Origin of the sequence: Thermosynechococcus sp. (genome assembly GCF_046299655.1) — a bacterium.
Lineage (GTDB): Bacteria > Cyanobacteriota > Cyanobacteriia > Thermosynechococcales > Thermosynechococcaceae > Thermosynechococcus.
On the sequence record NZ_JBKBHZ010000010.1, the window covers coordinates 21,266 to 41,871 of the forward strand.

17 protein-coding genes and 1 pseudogene are annotated in these 20,606 nt (G+C 53.1%); 6 read left to right on the forward strand and 12 right to left on the reverse strand.

Annotation, left to right across the window (positions count from 1 at the left end):
- Window positions 1-45: 45 nt before the first annotated feature.
- The 8 genes from ACK4HN_RS08065 to ACK4HN_RS08100 form a co-directional block, all read right to left on the reverse strand.
- Complete coding sequence (locus tag ACK4HN_RS08065; protein WP_409870194.1) at window positions 46-1,398, reverse strand: four-carbon acid sugar kinase family protein; 1,353 nt, start codon at window positions 1,396-1,398, stop codon at window positions 46-48.
- A gap of 272 nt (window positions 1,399-1,670) precedes the next feature.
- Window positions 1,671-5,222 (reverse strand): methionine synthase, encoded by a 3,552-nt coding sequence (metH, locus tag ACK4HN_RS08070; protein WP_409870192.1) that lies wholly within the window; start codon window positions 5,220-5,222, stop codon window positions 1,671-1,673.
- 73 nt (window positions 5,223-5,295) lie between these two features.
- The gene (locus ACK4HN_RS08075) at window positions 5,296-6,642 is read right to left on the reverse strand and encodes an O-antigen ligase family protein (RefSeq protein ID WP_409877463.1); all 1,347 of its coding nucleotides are present in this window, start codon (window positions 6,640-6,642) and stop codon (window positions 5,296-5,298) included.
- A gap of 15 nt (window positions 6,643-6,657) precedes the next feature.
- Window positions 6,658-7,782: a tetratricopeptide repeat protein gene (locus tag ACK4HN_RS08080; RefSeq protein ID WP_409877465.1), complete on the reverse strand. Its 1,125-nt coding sequence runs from the start codon at window positions 7,780-7,782 to the stop codon at window positions 6,658-6,660.
- Window positions 7,783-8,517: 735 nt separating this feature from the next.
- On the reverse strand, window positions 8,518-9,177 hold the full coding sequence (locus tag ACK4HN_RS08085; RefSeq protein ID WP_409870187.1) for a lysozyme: 660 nt from the start codon (window positions 9,175-9,177) through the stop codon (window positions 8,518-8,520).
- Between the two features lie 10 nt (window positions 9,178-9,187).
- Entirely contained in the window at window positions 9,188-9,850 is a 663-nt protein-coding gene (locus ACK4HN_RS08090; protein WP_409870185.1) for an SDR family oxidoreductase, read from the reverse strand.
- A gap of 28 nt (window positions 9,851-9,878) precedes the next feature.
- A complete protein-coding gene (locus tag ACK4HN_RS08095) occupies window positions 9,879-10,400 on the reverse strand; it encodes a hypothetical protein (protein ID WP_409870183.1) in 522 nt (173 codons plus the stop codon).
- Window positions 10,400-11,020: a flavin prenyltransferase UbiX gene (locus ACK4HN_RS08100; protein WP_409877466.1), complete on the reverse strand. Its 621-nt coding sequence runs from the start codon at window positions 11,018-11,020 to the stop codon at window positions 10,400-10,402. The genes ACK4HN_RS08095 and ACK4HN_RS08100 overlap by 1 nt, the downstream gene beginning before the upstream one ends.
- Window positions 11,021-11,123: 103 nt before the next feature.
- On the opposite strand from ACK4HN_RS08100, the gene ACK4HN_RS08105 reads away from it, so the two are divergent.
- Window positions 11,124-11,630 carry a hypothetical protein gene (locus ACK4HN_RS08105; RefSeq protein WP_409877467.1) on the forward strand — a complete coding sequence of 169 codons (507 nt, stop codon included), beginning with the start codon at window positions 11,124-11,126 and terminating at the stop codon, window positions 11,628-11,630.
- On the opposite strand, the gene ACK4HN_RS08110 is transcribed toward ACK4HN_RS08105, so the two are convergent.
- Genes ACK4HN_RS08110 through cysH form a run of 3 tightly spaced genes read right to left on the reverse strand, consistent with a single transcriptional unit; the run spans window position 11,627 to window position 14,162 of the window.
- Window positions 11,627-12,508, reverse strand: coding sequence for a polysaccharide deacetylase family protein (locus tag ACK4HN_RS08110; RefSeq protein WP_409877468.1), 882 nt, complete (start codon window positions 12,506-12,508; stop codon window positions 11,627-11,629). The genes ACK4HN_RS08105 and ACK4HN_RS08110 overlap by 4 nt on opposite strands.
- 54 nt (window positions 12,509-12,562) lie before the next feature.
- A complete protein-coding gene (glyQ, locus tag ACK4HN_RS08115; protein ID WP_409869538.1) occupies window positions 12,563-13,447 on the reverse strand; it encodes a glycine--tRNA ligase subunit alpha in 885 nt (294 codons plus the stop codon).
- Window positions 13,448-13,451: 4 nt separating this feature from the next.
- Complete coding sequence (gene cysH, locus ACK4HN_RS08120; protein ID WP_409869534.1) at window positions 13,452-14,162, reverse strand: phosphoadenosine phosphosulfate reductase; 711 nt, start codon at window positions 14,160-14,162, stop codon at window positions 13,452-13,454.
- Window positions 14,163-14,445: 283 nt separating this feature from the next.
- Between cysH and ACK4HN_RS08125 the strand changes: the two are divergent.
- The 3 genes and pseudogenes from ACK4HN_RS08125 to lnt all read left to right on the forward strand — a co-directional run.
- Window positions 14,446-14,787: pseudogene (locus ACK4HN_RS08125) on the forward strand (zinc ribbon domain-containing protein); the annotation flags it as partial.
- A gap of 74 nt (window positions 14,788-14,861) precedes the next feature.
- A complete protein-coding gene (locus ACK4HN_RS08130) occupies window positions 14,862-16,061 on the forward strand; it encodes a DNA double-strand break repair nuclease NurA (protein WP_409877469.1) in 1,200 nt (399 codons plus the stop codon).
- A 46-nt stretch (window positions 16,062-16,107) separates the two neighbouring features.
- The gene (lnt, locus tag ACK4HN_RS08135) at window positions 16,108-17,526 is read left to right on the forward strand and encodes an apolipoprotein N-acyltransferase (protein WP_409869532.1); all 1,419 of its coding nucleotides are present in this window, start codon (window positions 16,108-16,110) and stop codon (window positions 17,524-17,526) included.
- On the opposite strand, the gene ACK4HN_RS08140 is transcribed toward lnt, so the two are convergent.
- Window positions 17,495-18,322 (reverse strand): DUF3598 family protein, encoded by an 828-nt coding sequence (locus tag ACK4HN_RS08140; RefSeq protein WP_409877471.1) that lies wholly within the window; start codon window positions 18,320-18,322, stop codon window positions 17,495-17,497. The genes lnt and ACK4HN_RS08140 overlap by 32 nt on opposite strands.
- Window positions 18,323-18,487: 165 nt before the next feature.
- On the opposite strand from ACK4HN_RS08140, the gene ACK4HN_RS08145 reads away from it, so the two are divergent.
- The gene (locus tag ACK4HN_RS08145; RefSeq protein WP_409869530.1) at window positions 18,488-19,354 is read left to right on the forward strand and encodes a response regulator; all 867 of its coding nucleotides are present in this window, start codon (window positions 18,488-18,490) and stop codon (window positions 19,352-19,354) included.
- Window positions 19,351-20,598, forward strand: a complete 1,248-nt coding sequence (locus ACK4HN_RS08150; protein WP_409869529.1) for an FAD-binding oxidoreductase — start codon at window positions 19,351-19,353, stop codon at window positions 20,596-20,598. Before ACK4HN_RS08145 ends, ACK4HN_RS08150 begins: the two co-directional genes overlap by 4 nt.
- The last annotated feature ends 8 nt before the right edge of the window (window positions 20,599-20,606 follow it).

Consider the following 20,606-nt stretch of genomic DNA (forward strand, 5'->3'; position numbering starts at 1 on the left):
AATTGCATTTTAACCCCTGAGCTGAGCGAGATTCAAGCCACTGCGTCATTCTGCCTCCAAGGCTGTACCCTTGCCCTGAAAGCGCTGATAGACCGTGCGCAGCGCCTCGCGATCGCCCACATTGCCGGGGAATAGCACCACAGGTAGCACTGGAAAACGGGGATGATCGGCAGGGGTACGCACAACGGAGCAGCCGGGAATCACCTGCCCCAAAAGGCGCACGCTGGCTAGGTTTAAGCCCTTGCTCAGCACATCGTTAGAGGTGATCCCCCCTTTGCTAATCAGATAGCGCAAATCGGTGGGCAACTGCTGGACAATGGCCATTAACACCTCCGAGACCCGTTGCCCAAAGGCCAACCGTGTTGCGGCATCTGCAAAGGTGAGTTCCTCGCGACTGGTAAAGATCACAGGTGTTTTCTCACGGGCGATCGCCTGATCCACTGCTGCTAAGACTTCGTTGATGATGTCAGGTTCAGCCGCTGCACTGTCGCGCAATCGCGCCACAGGTACTTCAATGGGAAAGACAGTGGGTTCCTCCAAAAGAGCAGCCAGTTGTTCAGTGGTTTTGCGCACGTGGGAACCCACTAAGACCGCGCCATAGCGACCAGGGCGGCAATAGGTGGCCATTGCCTCAGGGGGCGTGGGCTGGGGGGGCAGTTGGGCAAGGGCAGTCAGTAAACTCGCGGCACTGCGGAACAAGAAGCGTTTGCCTTGACTGACCACCTGAAGTACCGCCGCTGCAAACTGGTCTAAATCCTCTTGGGTTTCGGCATCCACCACCCCACAGACATTGCCCGTGAGCTGACTCAAGCGACTGAGCAGGGTGGCTGGATTGCGCACATCGGCAAGCAGAAAACGCGCTACGGCTGTTGTCGAAATCCGCCCTTGGGTCTTTTCGGCCACATAGTCGGGCAGGTAGCTATGCTGGTAGCCAAAGACAGAATCGCGGGCAAACTCCGTTTCATGGACGGGCACCGGCTGACCCTCAACAATAAGGTAGTGCTGGCTATCGCGGGTGATGCGCCCTCCCTCCAGAAAGGCAGGCACCAAAAAATGGGCATCAAAAGGACCCAGTTCAGTAGCAATCACGTCGGTTTCAAGGGGATAGTGCCCGCGTAGGGTGGAGTCGGAGCGACTGACCACAAGGTAATCGGTTATGCCCACTTGGGCGATCGCTTCCTTCAAATGGCGACAGACTGTGCGCGTTACCTCCGCCGCAATTTCCGGCGCCAAGGCACGGGTATTGGTGAGGATAAAAAAGATAGGCGCAGGATCGGTGAGGCCACGACAGAGGGTATCTACATCCCAGCGGGTCAACAGCAGACAACTGTGCACCGTTTGCGAGCCGGTGGGGTCATCATCAAGGACAATAATTTTTGGGCGTGTCACCAAGGGCATCTCCGACACTCTTCCGTTTGCAGTGTATCATTGGGGCGATCGCTCCTCGGCAATCCCCTGCCCCTAGTTGCCCGTCGTATTACAATCCCAGTTGCCCAGAAACAGCGGCCAGCCCCCCGAACCAATGCCATAGCGTTGCACCCCCTCCATCGCCATGCCTCATTCGTGAACTTTAGTGAAAATTTTGGAAGAAGCCTCATTGCCCCCTAGGTCTCGTAAACTACCGGACCCTGACCCTAGCGAGTACAGCGCGGAGCTTCCCGCCGTTCAAGCTAAACGCTGAAGTACTTGGCCGCTGGATGGTAGCAGATGATGGCGGTCGTGGATTGCTCAGGGTAGAGTTGTTCGCTTTCGTCCATGTACATCCCCATGCGATCGCTCTCCAGAAGTCGAAGCAGCGTATATTGATCTTGCATGTTGGGACAGGCGGGGTAGCCAAAGCTATAGCGGGAGCCTTGGTAGCGCTGCGCCAAAATATCGCGAATGGAGGCTGGATCGGGGGTACACCCCAACTCGCGGCGAATGCGGGCATGGCACCACTCTGCAAGGGCTTCAGCCGTTTGTACCGCCATGCCGTGGAAGTAGAGGTAGTCACTGTACTGGTTTGCAGCAAATAGCTGTTGAGCTACTTGGGTGGCAATTTCCCCCACGGTGACCGCCTGCATGGGAAAGACATCAATGATGCCGGATTCCACGGGCGCAAAGAAGTCGGCAATGCACAGACGGCGCCCCTTCGTTTGACGTGGGAAGGTAAACTGGGCGATCGCCCGCTCTGGGACGCAAGCACTTTTATCGCCTACCTTCTCGGGATCGTAGAGATAGACCGTGTTGCCCTCACTTTGGCAGGGGAAGTAGCCATAAATCAGTTCAGGATGCAACAGGTTTTCAGCAAGGATGCGCTGTTTCCACTCCTCAAGGATGGGATAAACCTTTTCAGCAAGGAAGGCGTCGTAGGTGGCGCGGTCTTGATCTTTAGGCTTGCGAAACTGCCACTGACCCGCAATCAGGGCTTGCAGATCGAGGTAAGCAAACACCTCGGTGAGGGGAATCTGATCTGCCTTGAGGTGACGAATGCCCCAGAAGGGGGGTGTGGGGCGGGGAATATCCACGGCCACAGCTTTAGAGCGGCGGGTATCCACCACTTCTGGCGTTTCGGGTTCAGGAACTGACGTAGGTTCGGGGGCGATCGCTGGTCTCGTTTCTTCCCCTAGGGCAGAGATACTCGTCCCATCCAAAAACCCGTGGCGATCGTCCCACTGACCGGCAGCCTTGGCACTCATGAGCCGGTCCATAAAATGCAAATCGGCAAAGGCATCCTTCCCGTAGATGACTTGACCGTGGTACGTGGACTGGCAATCCTCATAAACAAACTTGGGGGTGAGGGCAGCTCCTCCCAGAATCACAGGAACAGTAATGCCCCGCGCATTAAAGACCTCTAGGTTTTCCTTCATAAAGGCGGTGGATTTCACCAAAAGGCCACTCATGGCAATACAGTCTGCCTGATGCTCTTCGTAGGCTTGGATGATATTCTCAACGGGTTGCTTAATCCCCAAGTTAATCACTCGGTAGCCGTTGTTGGTGAGGATAATATCCACCAAGTTTTTGCCAATGTCGTGGACATCTCCCTTCACGGTGGCAATGACAACTGTGCCCTTGGCCGTGTCCCCTGTAGCGGATTTTTCCATAAAGGGTTCGAGGTAGGCGACAGCAGCCTTCATGGTTTCTGCCGACTGCAGGACAAAGGGCAGTTGCATCTGCCCAGCGCCAAAGAGTTCGCCCACCACCTTCATGCCATCAAGCAAAAAGGTATTGATGATTTCAAGGGGGGCATACTTTTCAAGGGCTTTGGCAAGGGTGTCCTCGAGACCAAGGCGATCGCCATCAATAATGTGGCGCTTGAGCCGCTCCTCAATGGGTAGGTTTTCCACTTGCGAGCGATCCTGCTTGGTGGTTTTGCCCTCAAAAAGGCGCGTCAGTTCTGCAAGGGGGTCATAGACACACACTTCCCCTTCAAAGCGTCGCCGATCGTAGATAAGATCACGGCACACCCCCTGATGTTCTGGCTCAATTTTGGCCAAGGGCAGAATCTTGGCGGCACTGACAATGGCCGCATCCATGCCTGCTTGCATTGCCTCATGGAGAAACATTGAGTTGAGGACTTGCCGCGCCGCTGGATTTAACCCAAAGGAGATATTGGAAACCCCCAGCAGGATATGACAGCCGGGGAGTTCAGCACGGATACGGCGAATGGCGGCAATGGTTTCCCGCCCGTTAGCCCGATCCTCCTCAATCCCTGTGGAAATGGGTAGTGCCAAAGGGTCAAAGAAAATCTCGTAGGGGGGAATGCCGTAGTCCAGGGCAGCTTTATAGGCGCGTTCGGCAATGGCAAACTTTTTCTCAGCGGTTCGTGCCATCCCCTCTTCATCAATGGTGCCGATGACCACGCCAGCGCCGTAGGTTTTGGCCAGCTCCAAGACCTTATAAAAGCGGGGTTCACCATCCTCAAAGTTAGTGGAGTTGAGCAGGCATTTCCCCCCGGCCACCTTGAGACCCGCTTCCATCTTTTGCCAGTCGGTGGAGTCAAGCATCAGGGGCAGGTTGACATTCCTAACCAAGCGCGACACCAACTCCTGCATATCGCGCACCCCATCGCGGCCCACATAGTCCACATTGACATCAAGGACATGGGCACCTTCACGCACTTGGGCACGGGCAAGGGCAACGAGGCCATCCCAGTCTTCGGCGTTGAGGAGATCGCGGCACTTTTTCGAGCCACTGGCATTGAGCCGCTCCCCAATAATTAGGAAGGAATTCTCTTGGTCATAGGGCTGAGGGCTGTAGATCGAAGCTGCCGCGGGAATGCGTTGGGGGGTTCGAGGTTTGGGGGTGAGGGTGGCGGCAATCTCGGCGAGGGCAGCAATATGATCCGGTCGAGTGCCACAGCAGCCACCAATCACTTGCACACCAAAATCTTCCACAAAGCGGGTGAGGGCAAGCCGCAGTTCCATCGGCGTCAATTTATAGTGGGCGTGGCCACCGATATTTTCTGGCAAGCCGGCATTGGGAATACAGGAGATAACAAAGGGGGAGTGCTGGGAGAGATAGCGGATATGTTCCGTCATCAGGTCTGGGCCGGTGGCACAGTTGAGTCCCAAAATATCAATGGGATAGGGTTCCAGAATGGTGAGGGCCGCGCCAATTTCTGAGCCCACCAGCATGGTGCCCTGCTGCTCCATGGTCACGGAGACCATGAGGGGACGGCGTTCGCCGCGCTCTCGAAAGACGGCCATCACGCCATTGAGCGCTGCTTTGATTTGCAGCACATCTTGGCAGGTTTCAATAATAAACAAATCAACCCCCCCATCAAACAGACCAGCGGCTTGCTCGCGAAACGCACTGTAGAGGGTGTCGTAATCAATGTGCCCCAAGGTGGGGAGTTTGGTACCGGGTCCCATGGAGCCAGCAACGAAACGGGGTTTGTCGGGGGTACTGAATTCAGCGGCAATCCCTTTTGCCAGTTCGGCGGCTTTCTTGCTGATTTCGTAGGCGCGATCGCCCAAATTGTACTCGCTGAGAACAATTGAGGAGGAGCCAAAGGTATTCGTTTCAATGACATCTGCCCCTGCTGCCAAAAAATCACGATGCACCTTGACCACCGCCTCTGGCTTGCTAATCACCAGATATTCATTGCAGCCTTCGTAGTCCTTACCACCAAAGTCCGCTGCCGTCAGGTTTTGTGCCTGCAGATTCGTGCCCATTGCGCCATCAAAGACGATGACACGCCGCGGTTCTGCATGGAGATACTCAAGAAACGACATAGACATCCCCTAAGGCCAGTCAACTGAAACGAGAGCATTCCCTAAATTTTAGTCCTTTGGGGAAAGGCGCGGTTCTTTCTTAGGATTCAGTACTACGACTGCACTCAGGCTTCTGTAAGCACTTTGCTCTGAACCCTATCCCCATTGCCACCCCCCAGAGTAGCCAAACCAAGGAACTTGACTTGAAATCAGTCCAAGTCTGACCCTCAAACAGTTGATGAATAAATATACCCCCCTGGGTAGCAAGTAGAGCAGCGCCTAAAGCTGAAAGCAAGGGGTGATGGCTTCTGTAAGCAAACCAGGCACCAACGCTGGCAGTAGCCCATAGGGATAGCCAGCCAATCAGACCGAATATTCCCACATCAGCAACTATTTCTAAAAACACATTATGGAGATAGACAAGAGCAAATTCCTCAACATTTAACTTAGGATAAAAAAGATACACAATACTAGATTTTTCAACTATGCCTGAGCCTGTAAACATAAAGTCGTTAAGCATTAACCAGCCGTAAAGCCACATTCTATTTCGCTCAATAAATGAATACCCAAAAGGGTTGCCAAAGGCTCTTAGAATAGATTGCACACTCTCAGGATAAATAGATAGAAATATCAATATTAGAAGAAGTAAAGGAATTAATTTGAGTAGGGGTTTAATAGAAAGAGGAACTCGCAGGATTAGAAGAATTAAAATGCTAATAACTACAGCTGTAAAAGAAGCGCGTGATTGCAATAAGATAAGGACGCATAAGCTAGTCACCACACCCACTAAAGTTAACCATTTCAGCCACTTAGGCAGTTCTCTTGTTTTGGGGAAAATCCACCAAACTAAACTCGTTGGCAGTAAGATAACTATTAGTGCAGGAAAGTAGTTTGGGTTATAGCCTCCATCTTCAATTGACCTTGGTGGAGGTAAAATCTTATATATCTCCTCAGGTATAAATGTAAACTTACGAGGGTAGAATGCAGTAAAAAATGGAGAAGAAGAGGCAAATAATATCAGCAACAAGGTTAAAAATAAAGTTATTCCCAGACAAAATTGGTTTAATCTTCTATCAGGAATGTGGCTAATTAAGTGAAAAACGAATAAATACAGATTTACACTAACGAGGAGCACAAGGTAGCTTGATCTTGGAAGGTCTAATTCACTAGTTAATAGAATAGAAAGTAGGATAGAAAATAGAAATAATCCCAAAAGCAGTCTAGAAATACTAGTCAAGGGAAGATTTAGTCTATATCTTCCTTTAGTCGATATTTCCAAGCAGTAACTCAGAATGCATAGAGCAATTAGGCTAGTAGTAATAAAGTAATCATAGGGCAAAATAAGTCGGACTATACCAAGCAGTAAGGCTGTGATCAAGAAAAAATGAATTTGATATGAAAAAATCAAGCTAGTGATATTTCTTACAATATCAAAAGAAAAATTCATAGTCAAAACCTCTTTCTAGAGCCAGCATTTTTGATCAGTGAAATTAAAAATAATTTTCTCACTTCCCTTGCGGAAATTTTTACTTTGACTTAAGGAAATTTCTCTAATTGAGAATTTATCTACCCAAAGTGTGCCTCTACCAGCAAGAGTTAGAGAGGGGTTGAGCATTCGTTTTCTTAGGCTCCAGTCAATAACGTAAGCATTAACCCATTTCCCATCCGTTTGCTTGAGTACATAGGGCTTACCAATGGCTAAGACAACTCTAGGTTCCTGTGAGTAACCTGGAGGCGTCAGTGTACAGTATCTAACTGAAGCAACATAGGGTTTTGTACTTGATGAAAACCATTTGTAAAAAGAAATCCTGTAATCGCTATCTTCCGCAATAACAGCATCAATCCTTAGCTTACCTTGGTTAGTGTTAAAAAAGCCCTTTCGGTTAGGATTTACCGACCATTGGAGCGGACTCGTGGCAGAGTAGTCAGCGGCCTCTAGTTCGGTATTAGTCAGTCGTTCTTTACCAATTTTAATCTCACTTTTAGCGAGGCCTAGAAATTTAGAAATAAATTCAACATCAACTTCAGACTTCTCTTGCAGTGAGTTTGCATGATGCCAGTGGTGACAGCATATCTGGGCTTTATACTCCAGCAGGGAGCGGAGATGTTTCCCCTCTGAAGTCTGCCAAAAGTTGGCCGCTTTAATTTTCATGAGTATTGGGTCAAGTTCATGGGTCATAAGAAAATGCCCAAGTGTTGCCTTCACCAATCGATCAAGGGCTACTTCAGTTACATCTGTTTTAGGAATTCTTCCGTCTAGTACGTCAACCCAGAGGTGAGCTGCTGCTCTTGAATCAAGAGGAATTGGCTTGTCAAAACGGGAGAACTGATTCCATGCTTCGCGCACTCTGCCCAACTTAACTAAGTTCTCAATTAAACTGGCTTGTATCAGGCTAGAGTAGGGCTCTACATTCCCTGCTTGGGTTGCCTGTAATATATCGACGGCCCTTTGGTATTGCTCAGCACGGGCAAAAGCCTCTGCTGTCCGCCAGCGAACGTGAAGATCATTAGGTGCAAACTGGTACGCCTTCAGGTAAAGGCCAGTTATGTTTTGACCCCGAATCCAAGCAAGTTGAGCAATATTCAAGCAAACCCTTGCTGCAATTGCTCGCCAGTAAAGAGTCAGGAGTAGAATCACACAAAAGACGAATAACCAGATAACTAACCTTTTGCCCTTACTTACCACTTGCCTAAACAACCTCCTCTTCTTTACTTTCTAAGTACAGATGAATGGTATAGAGTTGAGCATTGGAATTCTCTGAAACTTTGACTGTTCCGCTAAGCTAATTTAGACTTATCGAAAATTACCAAGCTTGCCTGATCTCCATAGAAGGTCAGGTTTGCTCGCAAAGGGCACCTTGCTTTGAACTATTGAACTAAAAACCAAACTTCTAGGATAGTAGCACTAGAGTAATCAAGCTAGCAAGAAGAAACTTCTCTGTAGCCAATAGCAGCGTTTTTATCGCAATTAAATTTGTTATTTAGCAATGATTGATCTGTTCTTACTTGATTTGAGATAACGGATAGAGTTGTACTGTGCTAAAGGGTGCCAAGTCTTGAAGAGCAGTTTGAAATTTCCATTTAATTTCCATTCAATCAGCTTCCTCGAAGAAAATCAAAATGCTCTCTAATATAGCCTCTCCCTCAGCGGATTGCAACCCCCTGTTCCGAGGGATCCCTTGCAGGGGGAGTTAAATTATTAAATTATTTTCTACAAGGTTACCCAAAATACTCAAACCCTCTCCCAGAGGGACTCTGAGGGATCCAACGCAAGAATCAGGTCTTTGCCCACTTGAATAGATTCGTCGGCAGAGAAAATAGATCAGCGGGACACGTCTCTTCTAGCTCTCTGTGACGCAGCTAATTCTTGAGCCAAAAGTTGATGGAAAATCTCTTCGAGGTGGGGAGTCATTAAATTGCTTTCAACACCGTAGCCCAGACTCGTCCAAGTCTCCGACAGTAGGGCAAACACTTCCTGTACTCGACCTTCCCGCAACAGTTGCGGAATATCGGCATTCCAAGCGGCAGGATCGGTCAGCCAACGATAGACGACTTGATCCTGATACTCTGGGGCAAAGCTATAGTCCTGCCAAAACCACCTTGGCGGTTGGGGATGATAGCGAGCAGCTTTCTCCTGCCAAGTGGTGGTGAGAAATTGATAGCGCCCGGCTGCGGTGGTGCATAGATGCTGATTGGGGCCGCGGCGAATGGGAACACAGCGATCGGGATGCCGGCTGAGGTCTTGGACGTGCTCGCCACCATAAAGCAGCGTGTAGGGATTGGCTTCATTGGCCTCACTGGCAGAAATGGTGCGCATCAGTGCCCGTACGTAGGGATCTCCCCCCTGCATGACCAAGGGGGCAATTTGCCGCGGCTGCCAGCGGTACCAGTACCACCACAGGGCACTTGAACGCGACCCAAAAAGGAAATAGCCCATGCTCCCTAGAAGCGCGATCGCCAGCAACCAACGGGAAAACCGCACTAACTTCTCCTCACACTGCCGCAACTGAGCGGAATAACTCTGGATAGGCCACCGGCGTCTGATCGGGACGGCTCACCACCTCAAAAATTTTGTTGTAGGCACTCGGCTCGCCCAAGGCAGCGACACAGATTTCCGCCACCCGCGATCGCGGGATACTCCCCTCAAAGAGGGTATCGGCGGGGGCAATGATCGGAAAACCTCCGTCATCGGTGTCCTTCAGTCCCCCCGGTCGCACAATCGTGTAAGTTAGACCGCTTTCTTGGAGATAACGTTCTGCCTGCTGCTTCCAATACAAAATCAGCCAAAAAAGATTCAGGGGATGGAAAAATTGCGAGACACACAGCGAGGAGACGAGAATAAACTGCTGCACATGGGCGGATTTAGCCGCATCCACCAGATTCTTGGTGCCGAGATAGTCCACACTCAGGGGTTCCAAGGGGTTGAGGCTGGGGCTGGCTCCCGTGGCACAAATCACGGCGTCACACTCTTGCAGCGCTGGGGGCAGCGTCTGGGGTTGGGTAACATCGGCGGTGCGACTTTCGACCGTTGGCCACAGCCCCTTAGCCTTGGCAGGATTGCGCACGATCGCGATCGCCTGATGCTCAGAAGATTGTAGAACATTGACAATTCGTTGACCTGTGCGACCCGTAGCCCCTACCACTGCAACCTTCACCGTCTCTCTCCAATGACAACCCTTTTGATCATAGAGGAATGTCCCAGTCTTCCTCATCCACAGGGGGAGTGTCCTTGGGGGGTGGCGGCGTCAGAATGCGGTATTCAGCATCCACGACCTGATCAGGGGGCGGCGGCGGTTTAGCAGTGGCTTTACGGGAAGGGCGATATTGGTATGCGTAGGTGGTGCGGGGGCGGTCTTGTCTCTCTGGCTCGCGGGGGGCTGGTTCTGGCTCGCTAAACCAATCCTCAACATCACTAGTATCAACCTCTGGCTCATCCTGCGGCGGACGCATTGAGGGATCCAGTTCAGGTTCGGGAGGTTGCGATCGCCGGCTTGGCTGTTCTACCGGCGCTGGCGCTTCTGCCGTTAGCCAGAGTAAACACTGCCCTGCTGCCATGCCTGAGAGGGCGGCCACCACGATCCAAGCAGCAAGGGGAAGGGGCGGAGTTTGCTGTCCCAAAAAGCGCAAGGAGACTACTGGCTGCCAATTTTGAACAACCAGTGCACTGAGCAGAGCGATCGCCCCCAGATAAATCCAAGCGCGCATTAGGAAAGGGATCCTTGCCAACGTTGCAGCGGCACACAATCCAACCCTAACTGATCAAGGGCACGGGCGATCACAAAATCCACTAAATCCTCAATGGTCTGCGGCCGGTGATACCAAGCAGGAATAGCCGGAACAATGCGCGCCCCCGCCATGGCCAATTGGGTAAGGTTTTGCAGGTGAATGAGACTAAAAGGGGTTTCGCGAGGCACAAGCACCAATGGACGGTGCTCCTTGAGGTGGACATCCGCCACCCGCTCTAGCAGGTCCGAACTCAGGCCTGCCGCCAACTTGGCCACCGTGCTCATACTACAGGGGAGAATCACCATGCCCAAGGTGCGAAAGGAACCGCTGGCGATCGCCGCTGCCATATCCGTTGGCCGATGACAGGTGAGGGAGCCTTCCCAGACTTGCGCCTGTTCGCGCCAAAACAGCGCCTGCTTGTCAGGCTGAAGCGGTAGGGTGAGGCCATATTCCGCCTGCCACACCTGATGCGCTGCCTTTGAGGCTACCAATTGAATGGAATAGCCTGCTTGTAATAGAAATTTAATGGCACGCACTGCGTAAATCAGGCCAGAGGCACCCGTTACACCCAACACAATTGGTAAAGAAGAGGAGGTCACAGCCACGATCACCAAACAAAACCGTTATAAGGTTAACAAAGTTAGGGCAACCGCCCCTTTCTCATACTCTGCAATCCCATCCAACGCGACTTGGTAAATGCCCATGACAGCGCCTGATTCTGCATTTTCTTCCCCTAGTGAGTGGGCAGCCGTGTCTCCCGAAGTGCTCGGGGAGCTATTTGATGCCGCCTTGTTGGAGGGACTCGTGAGTAGTGAGACCCCAGACTTAGACGCACTGTTTCAGGACTTGACTCCCCTCGATCTCAAACCAGCAGCGGGTGCGATCGCACCTGAACAGTGGCAACAACTGCAAGCTCAGCACCAGCAAATTACCCAGCACCTTGAGGAAACCCTGACCTACCTTGCCAAGGTAAAAGCATTGGCCTATCAACTTCAAGCCGTGGCCAGTGAGTTTGTGCCCACCCCCAAGTATCGGCGCCGCCAACCGCCTCCGCCCCATCCTCTGGAATACCTCACGGCTGAACTGCTGCGGGCGATCGCCCACACCCAAGCCAGTTTAGAACCCGTCTATGACCCCCTGCATCAACTGGGGGAAACCCTCAATGGTACCTCGACGCCACAGATTAGGGAATTTCCCTTGGAGTCTTAGTTAGGCGGCATGCGCGGTGGCTCCAATCGCGGTTCACTGGGGGTGAGAGGGGTAGGCGTCAGCTCAGGAGGGGGCAGGCTTTTTGGAGTGGGTAGGGGAGCTGGGCCTAAACTGGGTTCCGGGGCGGGTGCTGGGGTTGGTTCAGGCTTTCGGGTGGGGGCTTTGACCGCCAGTTGCAGCAGTTCAGAAATCGTAACAAAGCGATAGCCCTTTTGCCGCAGGCGACGAATCAGAGTGGGGAGAGCTTTGCGAGTCGTGGCGCGATCGCCCCCGCCGTCGTGGAGCAAAAGAATACTGCCCGGTTTGACTCCCTTGAGGGCACGCTCAACGATCTGCGCTGCAGTGGTGTTGGGTCGAGTGTCACGGGTATCCACTGACCACATGATAATGGCATAGTGTTTTGACTTGGCATAATCCACTAGCCCCGTGGTTAAATTGCCCCCCGGTGGCCGGAAAAGGCGTGTTTGGGCTTGGCTTTGCTTGACAATCAGCGCTGAGGTGTTTTCGATTTCCTGTTTGGCCATCGCCGCAGTAACAGACTTGTAGGGATGGCTCCAACTGTGGTTGCCCACAGCATGACCGGCCTTGACAATGTCAGCAATGACATCAGGATACATCAGAGCATGCTTGCCAAGGACAAAAAAGGTGGCCTTGACCTCCTCCTCCTTGAGGATTTGCAGAACGTGGCGGGTTGAGGTACCCCAAGGGCCATCATCAAAGGTGAGCGCCACCACTTTTTCTGGCTTTAAGGGTTTGACCTGATAGACCAATTGCCCCCAAAACTTGCTAGGACTGAGAAAGCGCGGCACATCTGTTGCTATCGCTGCCGATGCCGCAAACAAAACAGTAACTCCTAGGAGGTGCCACTGCCGTCCCATGGATGCTCCTTAGTTGATCTTGATGATTTTGACTTAGGGGACGTAGTGCGCCCTTCAGGCGATCGACACTGGCTCCTTGAGCAGTGGAAATCCCAGAGCTTCCCGTTGCCGAACGTAGGCTTGGGCAACGCGCCGTGCTAAGCCGCGAATACGACCAATATAGCGGGTGCGCTCTGCCACCGAAATCACACCACGGGCATCCAGCAGGTTAAAGGTGTGGGAACACTTGAGCACGTAGTCCAAGCTGGGCAAGACCAACTGCTTTTCCAGAAGCTGCTCCGCCTCCTGCTGGTAGAGACTAAAAAGGGCAAACAATCGTTCCGGATCAGCGGCCTCAAAGTTGTACGTGGACTGCTCAATCTCCCCTTGGAGATGGACATCGCCATAGGTTAGCGTGGAGTTCCAGCGGATACTGGCGATCGCGTCCACCTCTTGGAGATACATTGTCAGCCGCTCCAGTCCGTAGGTAATCTCGATGGACACTGGCCGGCAATCCAGACCCCCGCACTGCTGAAAATAGGTAAACTGAGTTATTTCCATACCATCGAGCCAGACCTCCCAGCCCACCCCCCAAGCACCGACGGCGGCATCCTCCCAGTTATCCTCAACAAAGCGAATGTCATGCTCGTAGGGGCGAATGCCAAGGGCACGCAGTGACTCCAAGTAGACCTCTTGGATATTGTCGGGAGAAGGCTTAATCAGTACTTGGTATTGATAGTAGTACTGGTAGCGGTTGGGGTTTTCGCCGTAGCGGCCATCTGCAGGGCGGCGGCAGGGTTCCACATAGGCCACTGCCCAAGGTTCAGGACCAAGGGCACGCAAAAAGGTATGGGGGCTTTTGGTACCGGCACCCTTTTCCACATCGTAGGGCTGGGCAATCAGGCACCCTTGAGCCGCCCAAAATTGATGCAGCGTGGCAATCACGTCCTGAAAGTACATTGGCTCAAATGTGAATCCCGCACTCAGTTTTGCCCATGCCGCGCCAGCGACCTGCCCGTTCATCTTCCCCTTCGGCCACAGGGGTAGTGAGGGGTTCATCGCCAATGCTGGCATAACCACGATCATGGAGGGGATTGTAAATCACCCCATGCTCCATCACATAAGCCCACGTTTGCTTGCGCGTCCAAGCGGCCAAGGGATTAATCTTTAGCCGTCCCTGTTTATCCAGTTCTACATAGGGCATATTGGCGCGGGTGACCGCCTGATCGCGACGCCGTCCCGTAATCCAAGCCACGGTACTGAGTTCTGCCAAGCCCCGCTGCAGCGGCTCAATTTTAGTGAGATGGTGAAACTGCTCAACATTGGTTTCCCAAAGCTTGTCGCCATAACGAGCAGCAAAGGCCTCGCGGCTGTCCACATCGGGGATTTTGTAAATGCGCAAATCCAGAGCGTATTTCTCCTTGGCCTGCTGCACAAATTCAAGGGTCTCTGGAAAGTGGTGCAGTGTGTCCAGAAAGAGAACGGGGACAGGGGGATTGGGGCGCAGATCGCGGTAGAGCAGATCCGTAATCACCATGTCATCCACATTAAAAGCACTGGTCTGCACCAGCCCTTGGGGAATTTCTGCTACCGCCCACGCTAGAATTTCACGGGGATGTGCCCCCTCAAAGCGTTGGTTGAGGGCATCGAGGTCAAAGCTTACGGATGCAGCCATAGGAGGTTTTAGCACGGTTTTAGAAAGCATTCTTTAGCTTACCAAAGAATTGGGTCTAAAGCCTTGCCCTACTACGCACGACCGAGCGGTCTAAAGGGCGGTTTATCTTCTGAATCATCGGTTCATTTTAGCTAATCGGCGGGAAGCCCCGCGCTTTTCCGAAGGGGAGCGTCGGGATGAGAGCTAGGGGCGCTGAGGGGGTTCGCTGCCCCCGAAGTGCCCGAGCGAGGGGAGTCTTGCTGTGCAATAAGTGTGTGCTATAACCATAATTGTGCTATAGTCAGTGCCTAATGGTCAGGCGGCTAAATCCAGCCTGAACAAAAGTTTTGCCAATGCGGGGAGAGCAGGGTTCCTAAACAACATCCTGCCGTACAAAGCTGCAAACGCTGGGCGGTGGGTCGTGAAGGTTAACCCCGCTGGCACATCTCAGTATTGTGCAAATTGCCTGAACCGAGGACCCAAGGAGTTGTCTGACCGCTGGCATGAATGCTCTCATTGTGGTGCATCCATGTCGCGAGACATCAACTCGGCGATACTCATCAAAACAGTGGGCTTGGGGCATCGGCTCACTATAAAACGCGAAGGTCGAAAGACTGGAGAAGCCCGCCCTCTACCCGAAGCGTGAGGGTCGGGAGTATGTCACTATTGGAGCAAAGCTTCGATACATCTGTAGATACGAAATCTGTAGATACGAAAGCGGTGTTGGACCTCGTCAAACTGGCTGCCCAGATGGGAACGGTGGGTCAAGTGATCCGCCAAGGGGCGATCGCCAGCCAACACAAACAAGCCCGTGCCCTCGAAGTCCTCGAACGTATGGCGGAGAATTTAGACACCTACCGCCAAGCTATCCAAGAGTGGGGGGACTCCTTTCCCTTTAATGCTGCTGAACCCATTGAATCCCTGACGGTGAAGCACGCTGTCCCCCCCACCCCAAGATCACACACAATTTTTGCCACCGATGGCTCGCAAATTGCCCCTAGTCACCACGAAATTGCCTACTGCTATTTGATCAATGTGGGACGGGTGGCGATCGCCTACGGTCAAGGGCAACGCCCCCATTTAGATAGCGTGCCACAGTTGGTTTACGAACCCGATGAATTGGGGCGATCGCGGGGCTGGGGACTCACCATAGAGGATTGGTTACGCTACCGCCGTACTCAAGCGGAAATGCTTGCCCTCGTTGAACTCATTCAAACGCACAACAAGCAAGCCCCCAGCTTAGCCCTCGTGGATGGTTCACTTATTTTCTGGGCGTGGGAATCACTGCCGCCAATGGTGCGTGAGGAATTGTTGACACCAATTTTAGCTGCCTGGGATGAGTTGCGAGCCAAGGGAATTCCCCTAGTGGGCTATGTTAGCGCCTCCCGCAGTCATGAAACGGTCAATTTTCTGCGCTTGGGGGTTTGCCCCTACCCTGAACCCAACTGTGCTCTCCACTGTAGTCAGACAGGTGAGAGTGATCTTGGCACAGCTAGCGATCGCCCCCCTTGTCAAGTCTTTGATCCCTTGCGGGATGTCCTCCTCTGGCAGGCGCACTTGGCACCACAACAGTATAGCCCCCTCTGGCGTAGCCGCAGTCGTATTCTGGAACATTACGGCGAACATCACATCTATGTTGCCTATCTCCACGGTGGCTCAGAAGTAGTGCGTTTGGAAGTTCCTCAGTGGGTGGCGCGGGAGGCAGAGCTGTGGCAACAGGCAGTCTCATTGACGGCAGCTCAAATTGCAAAAGGCCGGGGTTACCCCGTGGCATTAGCAGAAGCCCACAATTTAGCCGTTGTGCGCGGCAGCGATCGCCAGCGCTTTTTTGCTTTACTGGAACGGGAACTGATTAAAGCAGGACACTGGCATGTGGCTCCTTCCCCCAAAGAGCAACGCAAACGCCAAAGTATTGCTTAGGTGGCTGCTGTTCGTTGGCTTAGGCATCGTAGGTTGGGGAACGCAGTTGGCACTACCGCCAGTGAGTGGATGGTTCCTAGCCTTCATAGGCATTGTGCCTCTGTGGTGGCAGTGTCAGGTTTTATCCCCCCTGTGGGCAGCGATCGCTGGGCTGTGTTGGGGATGGGGGTTCTACGGCAGTAGCTTAGTCTGGGTGTGGGATCTGCATCCCCTGACATGGATCGGCATTGCCCCAGTGCCCAGTTGGCTGATCTCGCGGGGGATTTGGCTTTTCTTGAGTAGTTGGGGGGCAGTCCTGAGTGGCAGTTGGGCCTTTTTGATGGCGCGCTATGGTGTGCAGCCATCTACCCCTTGGCAACTCCTATGGGGAGTGACGCTGTGGTGTGCCCTTGAAGCCCTCTGGAGCCATTCGCCCCTATGGTGGATTAGTTTATCCCTGACCCAAAGCCCAACGGGACTCGTGCAACTGGGTCGTCTGGCGGGTCCCACCACGATTACGGCAGTCGTGATGACAGTGAATGGCCTAGTTACCCTCAGTCTGCGGCGGCAAAAGGGGGCAAGGGTCTGGCTCGCGATGACCCTCACCGGGGCGATCGCCCTCAATGGTGTTTTAAGCGCCAGTGTTATTGCAGATCAAGGGGAACCCCTACGGGTGGGTTTGATCCAAGGCAATATCCCAACACGGCAAAAGCTCACGCCAGAGGGGATCCGCCGCGCTTGGCAGGATTATCCCCGTGGCTATCGTCAATTGGTGGCTCTAGGGGTTGATGCCGTTTTAACCCCGGAGGGAGCACTGCCGATTCTCTGGCGACGGCAGCAGATGAATCCGATCACGCGGGCAGTGCAGGAGGCGGGTGTGCCCCTATGGTTAGGGACATTTAGGGAAACGGCAGGGGGACATCATCAGGTGCTTCTGACCCTTGATAGTAACGGTGAGATTTACAGTCACTATGACAAGGTGAATCTTGTCCTCCTAGGGGAATATATTCCCGATTGGCTGTCGGGGGTAGTGCAGCGGTTATCCACATTGCGATCGCGCCTGTTGCCGGGAGACCCTGAGCAAGTATTTGCCACCCCTTGGGGCAATGCTGTTGTCCTGATTTGCTTTGAATCCGCCTTTTCCCACCGCAGTCGCTGGCAACTGGTTCATGGGGGGCAGTTCATCCTGAGTATTGCCAACAATGATCCCTATCGCCGCCAATTGATGACCCAGCACCACGGCCATGATGTGTTGCGCGCGGTAGAGGGCGATCGCTGGCTGGTGCGCTCGACAAATACGGGGCTTTCTGCTGTGATTACGCCGACGGGTGAGACCGTTTGGCTTTCAAACGCTGATGAGTTTGTGATTCATGGCGCAACGATTTTCCGACGCCAGACCCAGACCCTTTATACCCGCTATGGGGATTGGTTGCTACCCCTCTTGCTGGGGATGCTTAGCTTATCCGTTCTTCAACAACGAGTGTAGCACTCACCCATTCCCCGCGATCGCCATAGGTACGAATGAGGCGCTGCCGCTGCCCTTGTGCCCACAACCAACCCACCTCGACAAAGAAGGGCTGACGAAAGGACACCCGTAGGGGGGTCAGGCTAGAGGTACCATCGGGGAGTAGGACAAGCTGTTTGGGTTGATCGGTATCGTTAAAGAGAAGACGGCCGCCAGCGATTGTTGCCGTTGTTTTTACCTCTTGCTCAGGGGTTTGCAGCACTTGGTAAAGCTGATCGCCCTCACGCCAAAGACTCAGATGGGTTGGGGTTTCCGTGGGCGATCGCCAGTCGGCATAGACCGTGTAGGCCGTACCGCGCCACTCCCCTAGGAGCTGATCCACGGTTAAAGGGGGACGTTCAACCGCATGACTGTGGGCACGAAACTCGCGAATCAGCGTCATAGATTGCAAGTGCTGGCTCTTGTCAAAGAGTTGGACAAAGCGCAGTCGGCGATCGCCCATGACAAAGCCATACTCGGCGCCAAACTCCGCAAAGGGCGCCACCTGCAACGATCCCTTAGAAAAAGCGCCCGTCGGGAAAAAGACATTTTGGCGGCCAATGGTGGCATACTCCTGCACTGTTTCACTGGTGGGGGGCTGATCGAGACCATTACCAAAGCGTCGCAGTTCAAACCGCACCCGCTGCCCGTCAGCAGTATCGGCAAGGATCAAAATCGAGGGCACCGAGGCTCCCACTTCTCCCGTAGGACTGATAGCCGTAAAGGAGCCATGCCATTCCCCAAGGTTTTTGCGAAAATTTTCCCAATTTGTTGTCATTGATTATCTTTGCCGCGGTGTACCACCACCATCCTATAGAAAAATGAACTATTGGCGATCTTGCCAATTCGGAACTGGCTGGCGATCGCCTACGCTCAGAAAAAACTTTGATAGGATGGGGGGTGTCAGGGCACTGACAAACGATCGCCATTGGGAGACCCGTGCATGACCACCGACCTCTTTGACTCAGGGGCTGGTCGCATTTTAATTGTCGATGATACCCCCGAAAATGTTGAAGTTTTAACCACACTACTGCAACTAGAAGGCTACGATGTGCGCGGTGCCATCAGTGGCCAAATGGCGCTCATGGGCATTGAGGCCGAACCCCCAGATGTTATTCTGCTGGACATCATGATGCCGGATATGGATGGCTACGAGGTCTGTCAAACCCTCAAAGAGAATCCCAAGACCAAACATATCCCCATCATTTTTATTAGTGCCCTCGATGATGTGTTTGATAAGGTCAAGGCCTTTGAGATAGGTGCCGCTGACTACATCACCAAACCCTTTCAGCAGGCAGAAGTACTGGCGCGGGTGAAAAATCAGTTAACGATCGCCCTGCTGCAGCGGAAGCTACGCCAAAAGAATGCCCTACTCCAAAAACAAAACCAACAGTTGCAGGAGATTGCAGAGGAGCGGCGCGAACTGGTCTCCTCCCTGCAAGCTGCCCAAGAACAGTATCGGCAAATGTTTGAGGAAGCTGTAGTGGGCATTTATCAAAGTTCCCCCGAAGGAATTTATTTCAAAGTCAACAACGCCTTGGCACGCATCTATGGCTACGCCGATGCCGAAGATTGGCTAGCGGATATAGAGCACCATAATCATCGTCCCTACGTGGATGACAGCAGTTGGCAAAAATTTCAGCAACAAATCCAATCCCGTGGCTTTGTACGCAACCTTGTTTCCAAGGTGTATCGTGCTGACCAAACCATCACCACCATTTGCGAATGCGCCCGCCCGGTCAAAAGTGAGGACGGTCAACTTTTATACTACGAAGGGTTTGTCTTTGAACTGCCCACCCGCAATCCATGAAACGCACCCTGAGCGCACTGTTGGGGGATGCAGCGGTTCACTCCCTTGCTGAATTGGGCGATCGCGCCCCCCACCTGCGTCCCTACCTTCCTGAGCATGCCCTGCTGGTGACTCCCCCCACCCCCGAAGCGGGAGCAGCAGTAATTACCTGTGCACAGCGGGAAGGCTGGCGAGTCTTGCCCATCGGCGCTGGTACCAAACTCAATTGGCTAGGGAACACCCCCAAGGCGGATATTTTTCTGCAAACCACGGCGTGGCACCAGCTCATTGATCATGCGGCTGCCGATATGACCGTCACCACCCAGGTGGGCATGCCCTTTCAAGCGCTTCAGCGCCGCCTCGCAGCAGCCGGGCAATGGATTGCAGCGGATCCCCTTTTTCGAGAAACGGCGACCCTTGGCGGTTGCTTGGCCACTCAAAGTAATGGCACGCTGCGGCAGCGGTATGGCTCATGGCGCGATCAGTTATTAGGGGTCAAGTTCATTCGCAGCGATGGCCAAATCGTCAAAGCTGGCGGGCGAGTGGTGAAAAATGTTGCCGGCTATGACCTGATGAAGCTGCTCATCGGCAGTTATGGCACGCTGGGTATTCTCACGGAGGTGACCTTGCGGGTCTATCCCCTACCGGATGCGGTACAAGTTTGGCAGTTGCGGGGAGAAGTGGCTGCCTTAGCCAAAGGGTTGGGAGCGATTTTCAGCAGTTCCCTAGCCCCAGCGCGATGCGTCCTGCGCCTTGAAGCGACGGGGGCACTCTTACTGGAATTGGAGTTTCATACGCTGCGGGAAGTTTTGGCCTCAGGTACCTTGGGCGATCGCCTCAGTTGCATTGCCCAGAGCCACGATCTGCAACTGGAACCCCAAGCCCCCCTAGGCATTACTCTCAACCCCACCCCCGATCAAGTGATCCTCAAAATTGGCGTGCCTCTAAGCGAGATGGTGTCCGCCCTCAGCCAGCTGCGGCAGTTAGCGCAAGAATTGGCCTGCGAGTGCTGTGGCCATATGAGTGCAGGGGTCGGCCATGCCTATCTCCACGGTGAGCCAGAGGCGCTGCGCCAACTAATTCTCAGGCTACGTCAGGGACTCCCAAGGGGCTATGTGACAGTGTTGGCAGCGCCCCTGAGTCTCAAGCAGCAACTGGAGCCTTGGGACTATCGCGGCAACGCCCTTGAATTAATGCGAAGGCTCAAGCAACAATTGGATGCAACGGGTGTCTTTGGCACTGGCGTTTTTGTCGGCAATCTTTAGGCAGGTTT